Genomic DNA, 14931 nt, shown 5'->3' on the forward strand with positions numbered 1-14931 from the left:
CGCGCTCGGGCGTCGCCGGCGCATCGAGCCGCGGGCAGACCCGATGGCCTCCCACGCTCGCCACCGCATCCGACAGTGCGTGCAGCACGCTGATCGCCAGCATCAGAGGCGGCTCCCCGACCGCCTTGGAGCGGTGGATCGTCGCCTCGCGATTGGGGGCGTTTTCCAGCAGTGCGACGTTGAAGAGGCGCGGCCGGTCGGAGGCGACCGGGATCTTGTAGGTCGAGGGCGCATGCGTCTTCAGCACGCCCTTGGCATCCCAGACCAGTTCCTCGGTCGTCAGCCAGCCCATGCCCTGGATGAAGCCGCCCTCGATCTGGCCCTTGTCGATGGCGGGGTTCAGCGACGTCCCGCAATCATGCAGGATGTCGACGCGCTCGACCTTGTATTCGCCGGTCAGCGTATCGACCGCGACCTCGGCGGCGGCCGCGCCATAGGCGAAATAGTAGAAGGGCTGGCCGCGCCCGGCCTTGCGGTCCCAATGGATCTTCGGCGTCGCGTAGAAGCCCGTCGCCGAGAGCTGGACGCGCGCCATATAGGCCGCCTTGACCAGATCGGTGAAGGGGATCTCGCGGGCGCCGACCTGCACGAAACCCGGCCGGAAGACGATCGCCTCCGGGCTTTCCTGCCAGTGCCGGGCGGCGAATTCGGTCAGCCGCGCCTTGATCGTCTCGCAGGCGTCGAGCGCCGCCATGCCGTTGAGATCGGAGCCCGAGGAGGCCGCGGTGGCCGAGGTGTTGGGCACCTTGCCGGTCGTCGTCGCGGTGATCTTGACCCGGTCGAGGCCGATCCCGAAGGCCTGCGCCACCACCTGCGCCACCTTGATATAGAGCCCCTGGCCCATCTCAGTGCCGCCATGGTTCAGCATCACCGAACCGTCGGTGTAGACATGCACCAGGGCTCCGGCCTGATTGTACCAGGTCGCCGTGAAGGAGATCCCGAACTTGACCGGCGTCAGCGCAATGCCGCGCTTCACGACCGGGCTTTTGGCATTGGCCTCCCGGATCGCCGCTTGCCTCGCTCTGTAGTCGCAGGAGCGCTCCAGCCGTGCGATCACCTCGCCCGCGATGTTGTCCGTCACGGTCTGGTGGTAGGGCGTCAGATCGCGGCCGGGCCCCTCGCCGGGCGTGCCGCCATAGAGGTTGCGGCGGCGCACCTCCAGCGGGTCGAGCCCGGTCGCGAAGGCGACCTCCTCGATGAAGCGCTCGGCCCCGACCATGCCCTGCGGCCCGCCGAAGCCGCGGAAGGCCGTGTTCGAGACGGTGTGGGTCAGCAGAGGCTCGGAACGACCGCGCACCGCCGGGTAGAAATAGCAATTGTCCATGTGGAATAGCGCGCGGTCCGTCACCGGCCCCGAGAGATCCGCGTTCCAGCCGCAGCGTGCCGCATAGACCGCATCGACCGCATGGATGCGTCCCTCGTCGTCGAAGCCGATCTCGTAATCGACGACGAAATCATGCCGCTTGCCGGTGACGATCATGTCGTCGTCGCGGTCGGGCCGCAGCTTCACAGGCCGCTTCAGCTTGCGCGCAGCGAGCGCGGCGACGCAGGCGAAGAGGTTGGACTGGGTCTCCTTGCCGCCGAAGCCGCCGCCCATGCGCCTGACCTCGACGGTGACGGCATGGGAGGCGACGCCCAGCACCTGCGCCACCATATGCTGCACCTCAGTCGGGTGCTGCGTCGAGGAGAAGACCTGCATGTCCTCCTCCTCGCCGGGAATGGCGAGCGCGATCTGGCTTTCGAGGTAGAAATGATCCTGCCCGCCGATCGTCATCGAGCCCTTGAGCCGGCGCGGACTTTGCGCCAGCGCGGCCGCGACATCGCCGCGCTCGAGCTTGAGCGGGTCGGTCACCAGAGCGCCGCCGGCCGCGCGGGCTGCCGCGACATCGAGCACGGGCGGGGACTCCTCACAGACCGCCTGCGCGAGGGCCGCCGCCTCCCGCGCCGCTTGGCGCGTCTGCGCCACCACGGCAAAGAGCGGCTGGCCGTGATGTAGGATCGTCTGCGTCGCGAAGACCGGCTCGTCATGGCGATGCGTCGAGGAGATGTCGTTGACGCCGGGAATGTCGGCCGCCGTCAGCACCGCGACGACCCCGGGCGCCGCCAGCACGGGCGCGAGATCGAGCGACACCAGCCGGCCATGGGCGATGCGGCTCAGGCCGAGATAGGCGTGCAGCAGCCCCTCGGGCGCGGCGATGTCGTCGATATAGACGGCTTCGCCCGCGACATGGCGGGCGGCGGAATCGTGGAGGCGAGGTGCTCCGACCATGGCGGAGGCGTCCTTGTCGAGCCGGCGGCGCGCATCAGCCATGGGCGGCCACCGCGAACTGGCCCGCGACGCGGGTCTCGACATCGGGCCGTGTCGTTTCGATCAGGAAGCGCCGCAGCAGGTTGCCCGCCACCGTCAGCCGGTAGCCGGCCGAGGCCCGCATGTCACTGAGCGGTGTGAAGTCGCTCGAAAGCGCAGCGATCGCGGCGTCCACCGCCGCTTCGTCCCAGTGCCGGCCGATCAACGCGGCTTCCGCGGCGGCGGCGCGTCTGGGTGTGCCCGCCATGCCGCCATAGGCCAGCCGGGCCTCCGCGATGCGGCCGCCGGCGTCGAGCCGCAGCCAAAAGGCGCCGCAGACCGCAGAGATGTCCTCGTCGAAGCGCTTCGAGATCTTCGAGACGTGAATGAGCGCATCCGGCCCCGGCCTGGGCACGATCACCGCCTCGACGAACTCGCCCTCGCGCCTGTCCTGCTTGCGGTAGTCGAGGAAGAAGTCTTCGAGCGGGATCTCGCGGCGTGCCAGTCCGTCCGGCGCCGCCTTCGCCAGAACCAGCCTCGCTCCCAGCGCGATCAGCGCCGGCGGCAGGTCGCCGATCGGCGAGCCATTGGCGACATTGCCGCCGATCGTGCCGGCGTTGCGGACTTGCTCGCCGCCGAAGCGGCGCATCAGCTCGTCGAGTTGCGGCGAGAGCGACGCCAGCACGGGGCGAACCTCCGCATGGGTCGCCATCGCGCCGAAGACGAGGTGATCGCCGCGATCTGCGATCTCCCGCAGCGCCGTGACGCGCCCGAGCGAGATGACGGGATCGAGCCGCCGCATGCCCTTCGTCACCCAGAGCCCGACATCGGTCGCACCCGCGACCAGCGTCGCCTGCGGATGGGCGGCCACCAGATCCGCCAGCCCCGCGACGGTCACTGGGGCGAAGAAGCGCCCGCCGGGGCCGGAGAGGGCGAGCGGGGCGTCGTCGGCGAGGTCGTGCAGCCTCGCGGTGACCGCCTCGCGGTCCGGCCTCTCATGGCCACCAGCCGACATCCGCTGCGCCGCCGCGATGATCGGCTCGTAGCCGGTGCAGCGGCAGAGATTGCCCGCCAGCGCATCCTCGATGCGCGAGACGGATGGCGCATCCTCGTTCAGCCAGAGCGCGAAGAGCGACATCACGATGCCCGGCGTGCAGAAGCCGCATTGCGAGCCGTGGCCATCGACCATCGCCTGCTGCACCGGATGCAGGCTGCCGTCCGCGCCTTTCAGATGCTCGACCGTCAGCAGCTGGCAGCCGTCCAGCGTCGGCAGGAAGCGGATGCAGGCATTGATCGCCTCGTAGCGCAACCATCCGCCATCGAGCCGGCCGACGACGACGGTGCAGGCGCCGCAATCGCCCTCGGCGCAGCCCTCCTTGCTGCCGGTCAGGCGCCGTTCCAGCCGCAGCCAGTCGAGCACGGTCAGCGTCGGATCGCAGTTTGCGATCTCGATCAGCGCGTCGCCGAGCAGGAAGCGGAGCGTGTCACGCATCGTGGACATGCTCTGCCATACCGACCAACTCCGTCGTCATCCTGGACCAGCCGCGCATCGGCGCCGGTCCGGGATCCATCATCGGGTGGCGACGGCGCCCGATGATGGATCCCGGCGCTGCGCTTCGCTCCGGCCAGGATGACGGCGGAGGAAACTCCCTATGATCGAGCGAACCAGACGACCGGAGACAAATCATGCCCTCAGATTAGGCATGATCCCCGCTTGGCCGGAAGCTTTGATTTGGTGCAGATGTGATGTGAATCCGAGCCGGAGTGCGCATTAGTGAGCCAGACCAGCCCCCTTCGTGCCCTGCGCGGCCGCCTCTTGTGGTTCGTGGCCGATCCGCGCGACGTCGGGGAGGCGGCGCATCGTTATGTCGCGGACGGGGTGCTGGTGATCGAGGGCGGGGTGATCCGTGCAGTCGGCCCGGCGGAGGCCATCCTGCCGACCCTGCCGGCCGGGGCGGAGATCATCGACCACCACCCGCATCTGATCATGCCTGGCTTCATCGACGCCCATCTGCACATGCCGCAGACGCAGGTGATCGCCTCTTATGGCGCCCAGCTGATGGACTGGCTCAACCGCTACACCTTCGTCGAGGAGCAGCGTCTGGCGCAGCAGGGCCATCCCGAAAAGCTCGCAACCTTCCTGCTCGACGAATTGCTCGCGAACGGCACCACGACGGCGGTGATCTACTGCTCGGTGCATCCGCAATCGGCGCAGGCGCTGTTTGCCGAATCCGAGCGCCGCAACACCCGCATGATCGCCGGCAAGGTGATGATGGACCGCAACGCGCCCGAAGCGCTCACCGACACAGCGCAGAGCAGTTATGCGGATTCCAAGGCGCTGATCGAGCGCTGGCACGGCAGGGGCCGCCAACTCTACGCCATCACCCCGCGCTTCGTGGTGACCTCGACGCCGGAGCAGATGGAGGCGGCCGGGCGGCTGGCCGCCGAGCATCCCGACTGCCACGTCCAGACGCATATCAACGAGAACCGGGCCGAGATCGCGCTCGCCAACGAACTCTATCCCGAGCCGGGAGACTATGCCGGCATCTACCAGCATTACGGACTGCTCGGACCCAGAAGCCTGCTCGGCCACTGCATCCACATGACCGACCGGGAATGGCGGCGTTTCGCCGAAACCGGCAGCGTCGCCGTGTTCTGCCCGACCTCGAATCTCTTCCTCGGCTCCGGACTGTTCGACTGGGCCCGCGCCCGGGCGGAGGGCGTGCCGGTCGCGGTGGCGACCGATATCGGCGGCGGCACCTCCTATTCGATGCTCCGGACGATGTCGGAGGCCTACAAGGTACTGCAATTGCAGGGGCAGTCGCTCTCGGCCTTCGCCGCGCTCCACGCCATCACGCTGGGCAATGCCAAGGCTTTGAAGCTCGACCACCTGATCGGTTCGCTGGAGCCCGGCCACGAGGCCGATGTTGTCGTGCTCGATGCGGGCGCCCAGCGCGCCATGGCGCATCGGCTGGAGACGGCGCGCGACCTCGCCGAGGAGCTGTTCGTGCTGGTCACGCTCGGCGACGAGCGCAATGTCGTCGCGACCTATGTGATGGGCGAGCGAACCAATCCTCCGTCATTCTCGGGCGGAGCTTAAGCGCAGACCCGAGAATCTCCGGCAAGAGATGCTCGGGTCAAGCCCAAGCATGACGCGCCTCACCCCAGCACGCCGCCCTTGCGGGCGAAATCGATGTAGATCTCGCGCAGGCGCAGCGCGGTGGGTCCCGGGGCGCCGTTATGGATGCTGTGGCCGTCGATCGTCGTCACCGGCATGACGAGGCTGGTCGCCGATGTGATGAAGGCCTCCTCGGCGTCCAGCGCCTCGGCCAGCGTGAATTCGCGCTCCTCGAAGGCGAAGCCCGTCTCTTCGATATAGGCCAGCACCGCCTTGCGGGTGATGCCGGGCAGGACCTTGTGCGAGAGCGGCCGCGAGATCAGCGTCTTGCCCTTGACGATCCAGGCGGTGGAGGAGGCGCCCTCGGTCACCACCCCGTCCTCGATCATCCAGGCCTCTTGCGCGCCGCTTTCGGCTGCGAACTGCTTGGCCAGCACGGGCGCGAGCAGGTTGACGCTCTTGATGTCGCGCCGGGCCCAGCGCAGATCCGGCGTGGAGACCACCTTGATGCCGGTCTTCGCCGCCGGGGCATTCACGAAGTTGCGGGCCTGGGTGAACATCACCAGCGTCGGCGTGACGTCCTTGGGGAAGGGGAAGTCGCGATCGGCCGCGCCGCGCGTGACCTCGAGATAGACGCCGCCTTCGTCGAGGCTGTTGCGCTTGATCAGCTCCTCATGGATCGCGACCAGTTCGGCCTTTGACCAGGGCAGGGCAAGCCGGATCTCGCCGCAGGAGCGTTCGAGGCGGGCCAGATGCGCTTCGCAATCGACCAGTTTGCCGCCGATCACCGCCGAAACCTCGTAGATGCCGTCGCCGAAAATGAAGCCGCGGTCGAAGACCGAGATCTTGGCGTCCTCCTCGGGGAGATAGGCGCCGTTCACATAGACAATGCGGGACATCGGTCGGCTCTCGTCAGCGGGTTTCCAACAGCATCGCTCCTAGCCGAGACGCAGGCCGGGCGCGAGGGGCGAATGCCGGCGTCGATGCGGGGGCAGCCCCGCTTCCGTCAGGGGCGAAAGCTCAGGAAGCGCGACGGGATGACACCCAGCGGGTTGGGCGCGAAGCCGGCGAGCCGGCTCGAAACGAGGTTCCTGTGGGAATAATGCAGCACCGGAATCCAGGGCTGTTCGCGCACGATCAGGCTGTCGGCCTCGCGCAGGATCGCAGCGCGCCGGGCGAGATCGGCCTCGCCGGCCGCGAGCGTCATCAGCGCATCGAATTGCGGATCGGCATAGCGGCCGACATTGAAGCCGGTGTTGTCGCTCCGGAACAGGAAGAGAAAGCTCTGCGGATCGGAATAATCGCCGATCCAGCCATAGCGGGCGACGTCGAAGTCGCCGCCCTCGCGCAGATGGGCGAAATGTGCCGCGCTGTCGGTCTCGATCAGGGAGGTCTCAACGCCGATCGCCGCCCATTGCTCCGCAATGGCCGCGATGGTGCGCCGGTTGTTGTCGTTGCGGTTGTAGCGCAGCTCGAGCCGCAGCGGCAGGCCGGGTCCATAGCCCGCGGCCGCCATCAGACGCTTCGCCTCGTCTTCGCGCTCGAGCGGGGAGGCGGCCTTGAAGTCGAACTCGGCGCGCTCGCCGTAATTGCCGATATGGGGCGGGATCACGCCATAGGCCGGCAGCATGGTTCCCGCCCAGACACGTTCGGCGATGAACTCCCGGTCGATCGCGAGCGACAGCGCCCGGCGCAGCCGCGCATCGGAGAAGGGGGCTTTGGCCGTGTTCAGGACGAGGAAGTAGGTGCCGAGCGCCGGCGAGATGCGCAGTTGCGTGCCGAGCCGTCCGCGCAGGGCCGCGATCTGGTCGGTGGGGATGTCGGTGGTCAGGTGTAGCTCGCCGGCCAGGAAGCGCCGCGCCGCAACCGCCGCATCGGCGATGGGATAGGACATCACGGTCTCGATGCGGACATCGGCGGCGGCGTGGAAAGACGGGTTGCGGTCCAGCCGGATATGCGAGCTGGGCACGAACTCCTTCAGCACATAGGGGCCGTTCGAGACCCAGTCCGCCACCTGCGCGGCGACACGGCCCGGCCGGTCCGCGGTCGCCGGATGGACCGGCAGGGCTGCCTGATGCGCCAGCAGTTCGAGCAGATGCGGCGTTGGTCGTTCCAGCCGGATTTCGAGCAGATCGGGCGCAGCAGCCGACACGCCGAGGTCCTCCACGCGCACGCCCTCGGCGGCCTTGTAGATGCGCTCGGCGTTCAGGATCGGATATAGCAGGGGCGCGTAAGGGGCGCCCGAGCGCGGATCGAGCATGCGCCGCAGCGAGAACACGAAGTCGGATGCCGTCACCGGCTCGCCATTCGACCAGCGCGCCTGCGGCCGGAGCCTGAATCGCCAGACCAGCCCGTCATCGCTCGTCGTCCAGCTTTCGGCGACGCCCGGCGCGATCTCGCCTGTCATCGTATGGATGACGAGGCCTTCATAGAGGTCGCGCAGCAGATGCGCCTCGGCGACGCTCGTCGTCCGTAGCGGATCGAGACTTGCCGGATCGCCGTCATGGCTGCGGTGGAGAACGCCTTGGGCCAGTGCCGTGCCTGTTCCCGCCAAGGCCAAAGTGGCCGCGAACACCAAAGCGAGCTTGCGCATTCCTGGCATGAGACGCTGTCCCTGCTGCGGCTGGCGCGGGAGCACCGGCCGGTCGCATCAGAGTAGAGCGCGATGCGGAGACGCCGCCAAGAGGCCAGCGAAGAGCCGCGATCTCAGGTGCTGGCGCCGCCGCTGTAGTCAGGCGTGGCCGGTGGCGACGTCACGGAGCGGCGCCTCGAGACCGAGCCTGGAGCTCAGGTCGTCCCTCGGAAAATGGCTCTTCTTCTGAAGTTCCGACGCGATCGACACCAGCAGATCCCTGATCTTGATCGAATCCCGGCCGGATTCGCCGATGAACCTGTTCAGGAATCGCATCTTGACCTGCAACTCGGCCGCATTGTCGCGGATGAACGCGATGGAATGAGCCAGCATTCGCGGACCGAAGAAGCGCTGGGGAACCTCGCAGAACTCGACGATGCGGCAGCTGTCGTGACGGGTGTCCCGGCGAATACATTTGTAGAGATTGGCGACGTTGTCGAAATCGCCTTCGATGATCTGGACGAATTTGCGATCGAAGAAAAACATAAAGCCGGTGATGTCGAATTGGTGGTTCTGCCTGGCAGCAACGAGACGGATCGCTTCCATCCCATCTTCGAATTGATGAGCGTCATCAGGCAGCCGACAATGGCTGCTGTAAATCAGCGACATGACCATGGAAAGCTCCTGGAATTCGGCTTCGATCGAGCAGCGTTGCTGCCATCGGCAAAAACGAATCAACCCAGGCCAACTATGATCCCGAAACAGGCGGGATGACTTCTTCAATACGACACGATTAACGCAAAGTAAACCGAGTTGATGGCGCTCGACGTGCTTCTTCTTGCGTCATTTCGACTCGTCCAGCAGCAAGCGATCGTTCTCGAAGGCGATCACGCAATCGGCTGCCAGAGCCGCGCAGTCACGCAGCGCGTTGGCCTTCGCGGTCTCGAGATCGGGCGTGCCGAACCAGTAGCGGAACTCCTTCTTGCTGCGGCTCAGCGCCATCGCCCGCTCGCCGGGCCCTGAGAAATAGCGCTCGAACACATCGAGCCGCGTGGTCAGGCCGAGCTTCGCATGCAAGGTCCGGCCGCGATCGCGGGGGATCGTCGGCAGGCCCCAGGCGCGTAGCGAGGCATCCATCTCGCGCAGCCAGAGATGCCTTCCCTGTCCGTGCAGGAAGGCCATATGGCCACGCGGCTTCAACTCCGGCAGGTCGATGAAGCGCACATCGGCGCCCGCATCGAGCGCAGCCTTGCGCATCCGGGCGACCAGGGACGGCGGGAAGAGTTCGTCGTTGCGGGCATAGATCCAGAGTTGCGGCACCGTGTCCGGCCCCTGCCAGGCGGTCATGGCGGCGACCAGCGCGTCCTGCCCCCGCTCGGTGCAGCCCTCCAGATTGAGCCCGCCCGCGACATTGATGACGCCGCGCAGGCCGGGCGGCTTGCGGCGCAGCAGAGACATCGCGGTGGCGCCGCCGGCCGATTCCCCGAGCAGGATTACCCGCTGCCCGTCCACATCCGGCCGCGCCTGGAGAGCGCGCAGCGCGCCCTCGATATCGTCCGTGTCGTCGCCGAAGGAGCCGGCGATATCGGGGGTGGGGCAGGAGGCCAGCGACGGCAGCGGCCCGTCCGACTGTCCGGCACCGCGTCGCATCACCTCCGCGGCGAGCCAGCCCCGGCGGGCGAGATCACGCGCGAGTGTCGCGTAGCGGGCCGCCCTGAGGTCTCCCATGCTGAGCGAACTGCTGTTGCGGCCATGGGTGATGATCGCCAGCGGCAGCTGCCCGGTCACACCTTCGGGCCGCACGATCAGGCTTTCGAGGCGGACCTCGCGCCCCTTCGCCTGGATGCGCAGATAGCCGTTCTCCTGCCGCAGTGCCGCGCCCAGCGGAACGTCCTGTGCAAAGGCGCGGTGACCGGGCCATGCCGCTGCCATGGCTCCCAGCAGACAGAGCGCTCGCAGGATCGCGATCATCAGGCCTGCACCCCCAACCGGCGCTGCGGCACCGTGGAACAGCGCCGCGTCGATCATGGCAGAGCGGGTGTGGGGTCTGCAACGGCGGCAGGTAGCTGTCAGCCGGCCGCCGCCGCCCGCTCCTGCGCCTCGACCACCGCCACCGCCGTCATGTTGACGACGCCGCGCGCGGTCACCGAGCCGGTGAGGATATGCACGGGCTTGGCCGCGCCGATCAGGATGGGACCGACAGGCAGCGCATCCGCCAGCACCTTGGCGAACTGATAGGCGATGTTGGCGGCGTCGAGATTGGGGAAGATCAGCACGTTTGCCACGCCCTTCAGCCGCGAGGAGGGCAAAACGCGTTCGCGCACCATGGCGACCAGCGCGGTGTCGGCCTCCATCTCGCCATCGCATTCCAGCTGCGGCGCGCGCTCCCGGATCAGCCCCAGAGCCTTGCGCATCTTGACGGCCGAGGGTGTGTCCGCCGCGCCGAAATCCGAATGCGACAGCAGCGCGATCTTGGGCTCGATGCCGAAGCGGGCGACGTGGCCTGCCGCCAGCACCGTCATGTCCGCGATCTCCTCGGCGCTGGGATCGTGCTTCACATGGGTGTCGGCGAGGAAGAAGGCGCCCTTGTTGGTGATGATCAGGGTCATCGCCGAGATGTCGCAGACGCCGGGTGCCAGCCCGATGATGTCCTTGATGTGCCGGAGCCGCGACATGAACCGGCCCTCGAGGCCGGTGATCATCGCATCGGCCTCGCCACGGGCCACCGCGAGCGCCGCGATCACCGTGTTGTTGGTGCGCACCAGCGAGCGGGCGGCTTCCGGCGTGATGCCGCGGCGGCCCGCGATGTCGAGATAGGTCTGGACATAGTCGCGATAGCGCGGGTCGTCCTCGGGATTGACCACCTCGCAGTCCACGCCCGGCCGGATCGACAGGCCGAAGCGCTGCACGCGGCTCTCGATCACGCTCGGGCGGCCGATCAGGATCGGCACCGCGAGCCCCTCCTCGAGCGCGATCTGGGCGGCCCGCAGGACGCGTTCATCCTCACCCTCGGCATAGATCACGCGCTTGGGATCCGCCTTCGCCTGGGCGAAGAGCGGCTTCATGATGAAGCCGGAGCGGAAGACGAAGCGCGACAGCTCCTCGCGATAGGCCTCGATATCGGGCAGCGGCTTGCGCGCCACGCCGGTCGCCATCGCCGCCTGGGCGACGGCCGGCGCGATCCGGATGATGAGCCGCGGATCGAAGGGATTGGGGATCAGCGAAGTCGCGCCGAAGGTCGAGGATTCGCCGCCATAGGCCCGCGCCGCGATGTCCGATGTCGCCTCGCGCGCCAGGGCCGCGATGGCGCGCACGGCGGCGAGCTTCATCGCCTCGTTGATCGTCGTCGCCTGGACGTCGAGTGCGCCGCGGAAGATGTAGGGGAAGCAGAGGACGTTGTTGACCTGGTTGGGATAGTCCGAGCGCCCGGTGCAGATCATCGCGTCGGGCCGCACGGCGAGCGCGTCCTCGGGGGTGATCTCGGGGTTGGGGTTGGCGAGCGCCAGGATCAGCGGCTTCTCGCCCATCGCCTTGGCCATTTCGGGCTTCAGCACGCCGGCGGCCGAGAGGCCGAGGAAGACGTCGGCGCCGGGGATCACTTCCGCCAGCGTGCGGGCGTCGGTCTCCTGCGCATAGACCTCCTTCCAGCGGTCCATCAGGGTGTTGCGGCCCTTGTGGACGACGCCTTCCAGGTCCGTCACCCAGATGTTCTTGCGCTGGGCGCCGAGCTCGACCAGCAGGTTGAGACAGGCCAGCGCCGCCGCGCCCGCGCCCGAGACGACGATCTTGACGTCGCCGATCTTCTTGCCGGCGAGGTCGAGCCCGTTGAGGATCGCGGCCGAGACGATGATCGCCGTGCCGTGCTGGTCGTCATGGAAGACCGGGATGTTCATCCGGGCCTTGAGCTGCTCCTCGATCTCGAAGCATTCCGGGCCCTTGATGTCCTCGAGATTGATGCCGCCGAAGGTCGGCTCCAGCGCCGCGACCACCTCGACGAACTTCTCGATGTTTTTCTGCTCGACCTCGATGTCGAAGCAGTCGATCCCGGCGAATTTCTTGAAGAGGACGGCCTTGCCCTCCATCACCGGCTTGGAGGCGAGCGGCCCGATGTCGCCCAGCCCCAGCACGGCGGTGCCGTTGGTGATGACCGCGACGAGGTTCTGCCGCGAGGTCAGCTCCGCGGCCTGCGCCGGATCGTCGACGATGGCCTCGCAGGCGGCCGCGACACCGGGCGAATAGGCAAGGGCCAGGTCGCGCTGGTTGCCGAGCGGCTTGGTCGCCTGGACCTCGAGCTTACCCGGGCGAGGCTGGCGGTGATAGACGAGCGCGCCGGAGCGGAGATCGGGGGACAGGTTGCTCTTCATCGCGGCGGCTCCGGCGGCGCAGGCTCAATGTCAGGAGCAGCCGAGGTCGCGCGAATGGGGCGAGGTCGTCAAGCGCGGCGGATGCATTAATCGCAAGCAGCGGTCGCCGCCCGCCGCCGGCCGATCTTCGGAGAGCCGCACAGCAAGCTTGAATCAGCATGTGAAGCAATTTGCGCGGCGGGTGAGGCTTTCGATTCAAGTCCTTGACCTGAATCGCCTTTCGACACGCCGGGCCTGCTTTGGTCCGGGTTCAGAACGCCTTGAAGGTGATGATGGTGTGGGTGTCGGCGATCTCCGGGATCGACTGCACCTTCTGCGCGACGAAATGGCCGATATCGACATCCGCCGCGACATGGAACTTGGCCAGGATGTCGTAATTGCCCGCCGTCGAGTAAATCTCGGACGCGATCTCACGGTCTGCGAGCTCGCTGGCGACCTCATAGGTCTTGCCGAGCTTGCATTTGATCTCGACGAAGAAGGTCTGCATCGCGGGCTCCGGGGTCTGGCCGAGGATTCTCGATAGAGCCTCACAGCCCTTCAGATCAAGCGCAGTCCCATTAGGCGCCTGCGAGTTCCGCGATGCGGCGCGTCATGGCGCTTTCGGGATCGGCGAGGCCTTCGATCACCGTGAAGTGGTTGGCGCCGGCGATCTCCTCATAGCGGGTGCGGACGCCCGACAACCCCCAGACATCGACGATCCGGCGGCTCTGCTTGAAGTACTCCTCGCTCTCCGCGCCGCCGACAACGGCGTCCATGACGAGGCCCGATGGGGCGGGCCAGAACAGCGGGCTCTCGCGCTCGGCGTCCTCGAAGCTGAGCTTGAGTGCGCCGTTGATGCTCGTCTCCGTCAGCGGCTTGAGGTTGTAGAGGCCGGAGATGCCATAAGCCGCCGGCACGAGCTGTTCCGGCAGGCCCTCCTCGACATTGGCCCAGTTGGTCGCGAGCAGGCAGGCGGCGAGGTGGCCTCCCGCCGAATGGCCCGTCGCGACCACGGGCAGGCCGTAGCGCTGCCACAGCGCGGCGGCCGCCTGCTGCATCTCCCAGACGATATGGCCGACCTCGACCTGCGGGCAGAGATCATAGCCGACGACGGCGACGGGCAGGCCGCGTCGGTTGAGGCCGCGCGCCATATGCGAGAAGAAGCTGCGGTCCAGCGCCTGCCAGTAACCGCCATGGATGAACAGCACGATGGCGTCTCCGCGCATCGTCACCGGCTTGAACAGATCGTAGCTTTGGCGCTCGCTCTCGCCATAGGATACGCCCAGTTCGCAAAGCGCTTCGGCGCGATAGGCCTCGGCATCGCGGGCCCAGCCGGCGATGATCTGAGGGTGCTCCGGCACGCGGGCGCGATTGTTGTACTGGGTTTCGTAGTCGCTCGACATGGCTCGGCTCCGGTTCGCCCGATCGGCAGACGCGGCCCGCTCGGGGCGCCACGGTCCTGATGGCGGTTGCGGCCAGTCTGCGCCATCGCTTTTGACAGGTCGAGCCGCGGGCGGCACAAGGCTGCGCGCCGGGCGCATGGCCCCGCGCCGATGCCGACACCGCTGCGATCCGGAGACGACGATGGACAACCCGATTCTGGCCGAGGTCACGCGCGGAAGCACGGTCGAGTCGCGTCACCGCGGCGCCGCCATCGTCATGGACGCCGACGGCGCCGTGGTCTTTTCGGCCGGCGATGTCGAGCGCCCCGTCTTCCCGCGCTCCGCGGTGAAGGCGATCCAGGCGCTGCCCCTGCTCGAGAGCGGCGCGGCCGACCGCTACGGCCTGACCGAAGCCGAGATCGCGCTCGCCGTCTCCTCCCACTCCGGCGAGCCGCTCCATGCAGAGACCTCCGCCGCCATGCTGGCGAAGGCGGGCCGCGAGCCCGGCTGCCTCGAATGCGGCGCGCATTGGCCGACCAACGAGAAGGCCGCGCGGGCTCTCGCCCGGGCCGGCCGCGAGCCGACCGCGCTGAACAACAACTGCTCCGGCAAGCATGCCGGCTTCGTCTGCCTTTCCTGCGGCATCGACGAGGACCCGGCTGGCTACATCCGGGCCGAGCACGCGGTGCAGAAGGCCGTGCGCGGCGCGCTCGAGGAGGTCACCGGCGCCGCCCATTCGCGCGAGCTGATGGGCACAGACGGCTGCTCGATCCCGACCTATGCCGTGCCGCTGAAGGCCCTGGCGCTCGGCTTTGCCCGCCTAGGCACCGGACACAGTCTCGGCCCCGAGCGTGCCAAAGCTGCCGCCCGCATCCGGCAGGCCGCCGCCGCGCATCCCTTCATGGTCGCCGGCACCGGCCGCTTCGACACCCGCGCCATGGAACTGCTGCGCGAACGCATCTTCATCAAGACGGGCGCCGAAGGCGTGTATTGCGGGGCTCTCCCGGAACTGGGCTATGGCATCGCGCTGAAATGCGACGACGGTGCCGGCCGCGCGGCGGAGGTGGCGATGGCCAGCCTGATCGCGCGCTTCCTGCCGATGGACGAGGCCGAGATCGCCGCCTTCGCGCCGCTGCGCGAGAGTGTGATGACGAACTGGAACGGCATCGAGGTCGGCCGGGTGAGGGCGGCGCGGGTTTGACCGGCGAAAGGTCGCGCATTACCTTTCG

The 14931-nt window shown here is 67.7% G+C and carries 11 protein-coding genes; 2 read left to right on the forward strand and 9 right to left on the reverse strand.

The genetic code is table 11. The features are described from left to right. The coding region (gene xdhB / locus ACFPN9_RS18045; RefSeq protein ID WP_377817521.1) for a xanthine dehydrogenase molybdopterin binding subunit at positions 1–2269 on the reverse strand (2269 nt) is incomplete at its 3' end. A gap of 34 nt (positions 2270–2303) precedes the next feature. Then, positions 2304–3788, reverse strand: coding sequence for a xanthine dehydrogenase small subunit (gene xdhA / locus ACFPN9_RS18050; protein ID WP_197426691.1), 1485 nt, complete (start codon positions 3786–3788; stop codon positions 2304–2306). Positions 3789–4061: 273 nt separating this feature from the next. On the opposite strand from xdhA, the gene guaD reads away from it, so the two are divergent. After that, a complete protein-coding gene (gene guaD / locus ACFPN9_RS18055) occupies positions 4062–5387 on the forward strand; it encodes a guanine deaminase (RefSeq protein ID WP_066724220.1) in 1326 nt (441 codons plus the stop codon). A gap of 59 nt (positions 5388–5446) precedes the next feature. Here guaD and ACFPN9_RS18060 read toward each other — a convergent pair whose 3' ends face one another. The 7 genes from ACFPN9_RS18060 to ACFPN9_RS18090 all read right to left on the reverse strand — a co-directional run bounded on the left by ACFPN9_RS18060 (position 5447) and on the right by ACFPN9_RS18090 (position 13723). Next, positions 5447–6304 (reverse strand): D-amino-acid transaminase, encoded by an 858-nt coding sequence (locus tag ACFPN9_RS18060; RefSeq protein WP_066724223.1) that lies wholly within the window; start codon positions 6302–6304, stop codon positions 5447–5449. A 107-nt stretch (positions 6305–6411) separates the two neighbouring features. Beyond that, positions 6412–8007, reverse strand: a complete 1596-nt coding sequence (locus ACFPN9_RS18065; RefSeq protein WP_066724225.1) for a peptide ABC transporter substrate-binding protein — start codon at positions 8005–8007, stop codon at positions 6412–6414. A gap of 129 nt (positions 8008–8136) precedes the next feature. Further along, the gene (locus ACFPN9_RS18070; protein ID WP_066724227.1) at positions 8137–8652 is read right to left on the reverse strand and encodes a BLUF domain-containing protein; all 516 of its coding nucleotides are present in this window, start codon (positions 8650–8652) and stop codon (positions 8137–8139) included. Between the two features lie 168 nt (positions 8653–8820). Continuing rightward, on the reverse strand, positions 8821–10005 hold the full coding sequence (locus ACFPN9_RS18075; RefSeq protein ID WP_377817393.1) for an alpha/beta hydrolase family protein: 1185 nt from the start codon (positions 10003–10005) through the stop codon (positions 8821–8823). A 41-nt stretch (positions 10006–10046) separates the two neighbouring features. After that, positions 10047–12341, reverse strand: a complete 2295-nt coding sequence (locus ACFPN9_RS18080; RefSeq protein WP_066724232.1) for an NADP-dependent malic enzyme — start codon at positions 12339–12341, stop codon at positions 10047–10049. 250 nt (positions 12342–12591) lie between these two features. Next, positions 12592–12828, reverse strand: a complete 237-nt coding sequence (locus tag ACFPN9_RS18085) for an Lrp/AsnC ligand binding domain-containing protein (RefSeq protein ID WP_038361355.1) — start codon at positions 12826–12828, stop codon at positions 12592–12594. 70 nt (positions 12829–12898) lie between these two features. Next, the gene (locus tag ACFPN9_RS18090) at positions 12899–13723 is read right to left on the reverse strand and encodes an alpha/beta hydrolase (RefSeq protein WP_066724235.1); all 825 of its coding nucleotides are present in this window, start codon (positions 13721–13723) and stop codon (positions 12899–12901) included. 181 nt (positions 13724–13904) lie between these two features. Here ACFPN9_RS18090 and ACFPN9_RS18095 point away from each other — a divergent pair, with 181 nt between their 5' ends. Next, positions 13905–14903, forward strand: coding sequence for an asparaginase (locus tag ACFPN9_RS18095; protein ID WP_066724238.1), 999 nt, complete (start codon positions 13905–13907; stop codon positions 14901–14903). The last annotated feature ends 28 nt before the right edge of the window (positions 14904–14931 follow it).

Origin of the sequence: Allobosea massiliensis, from assembly GCF_042655245.1 — a bacterium.
Lineage (GTDB): Bacteria > Pseudomonadota > Alphaproteobacteria > Rhizobiales > Beijerinckiaceae > Allobosea > Allobosea massiliensis.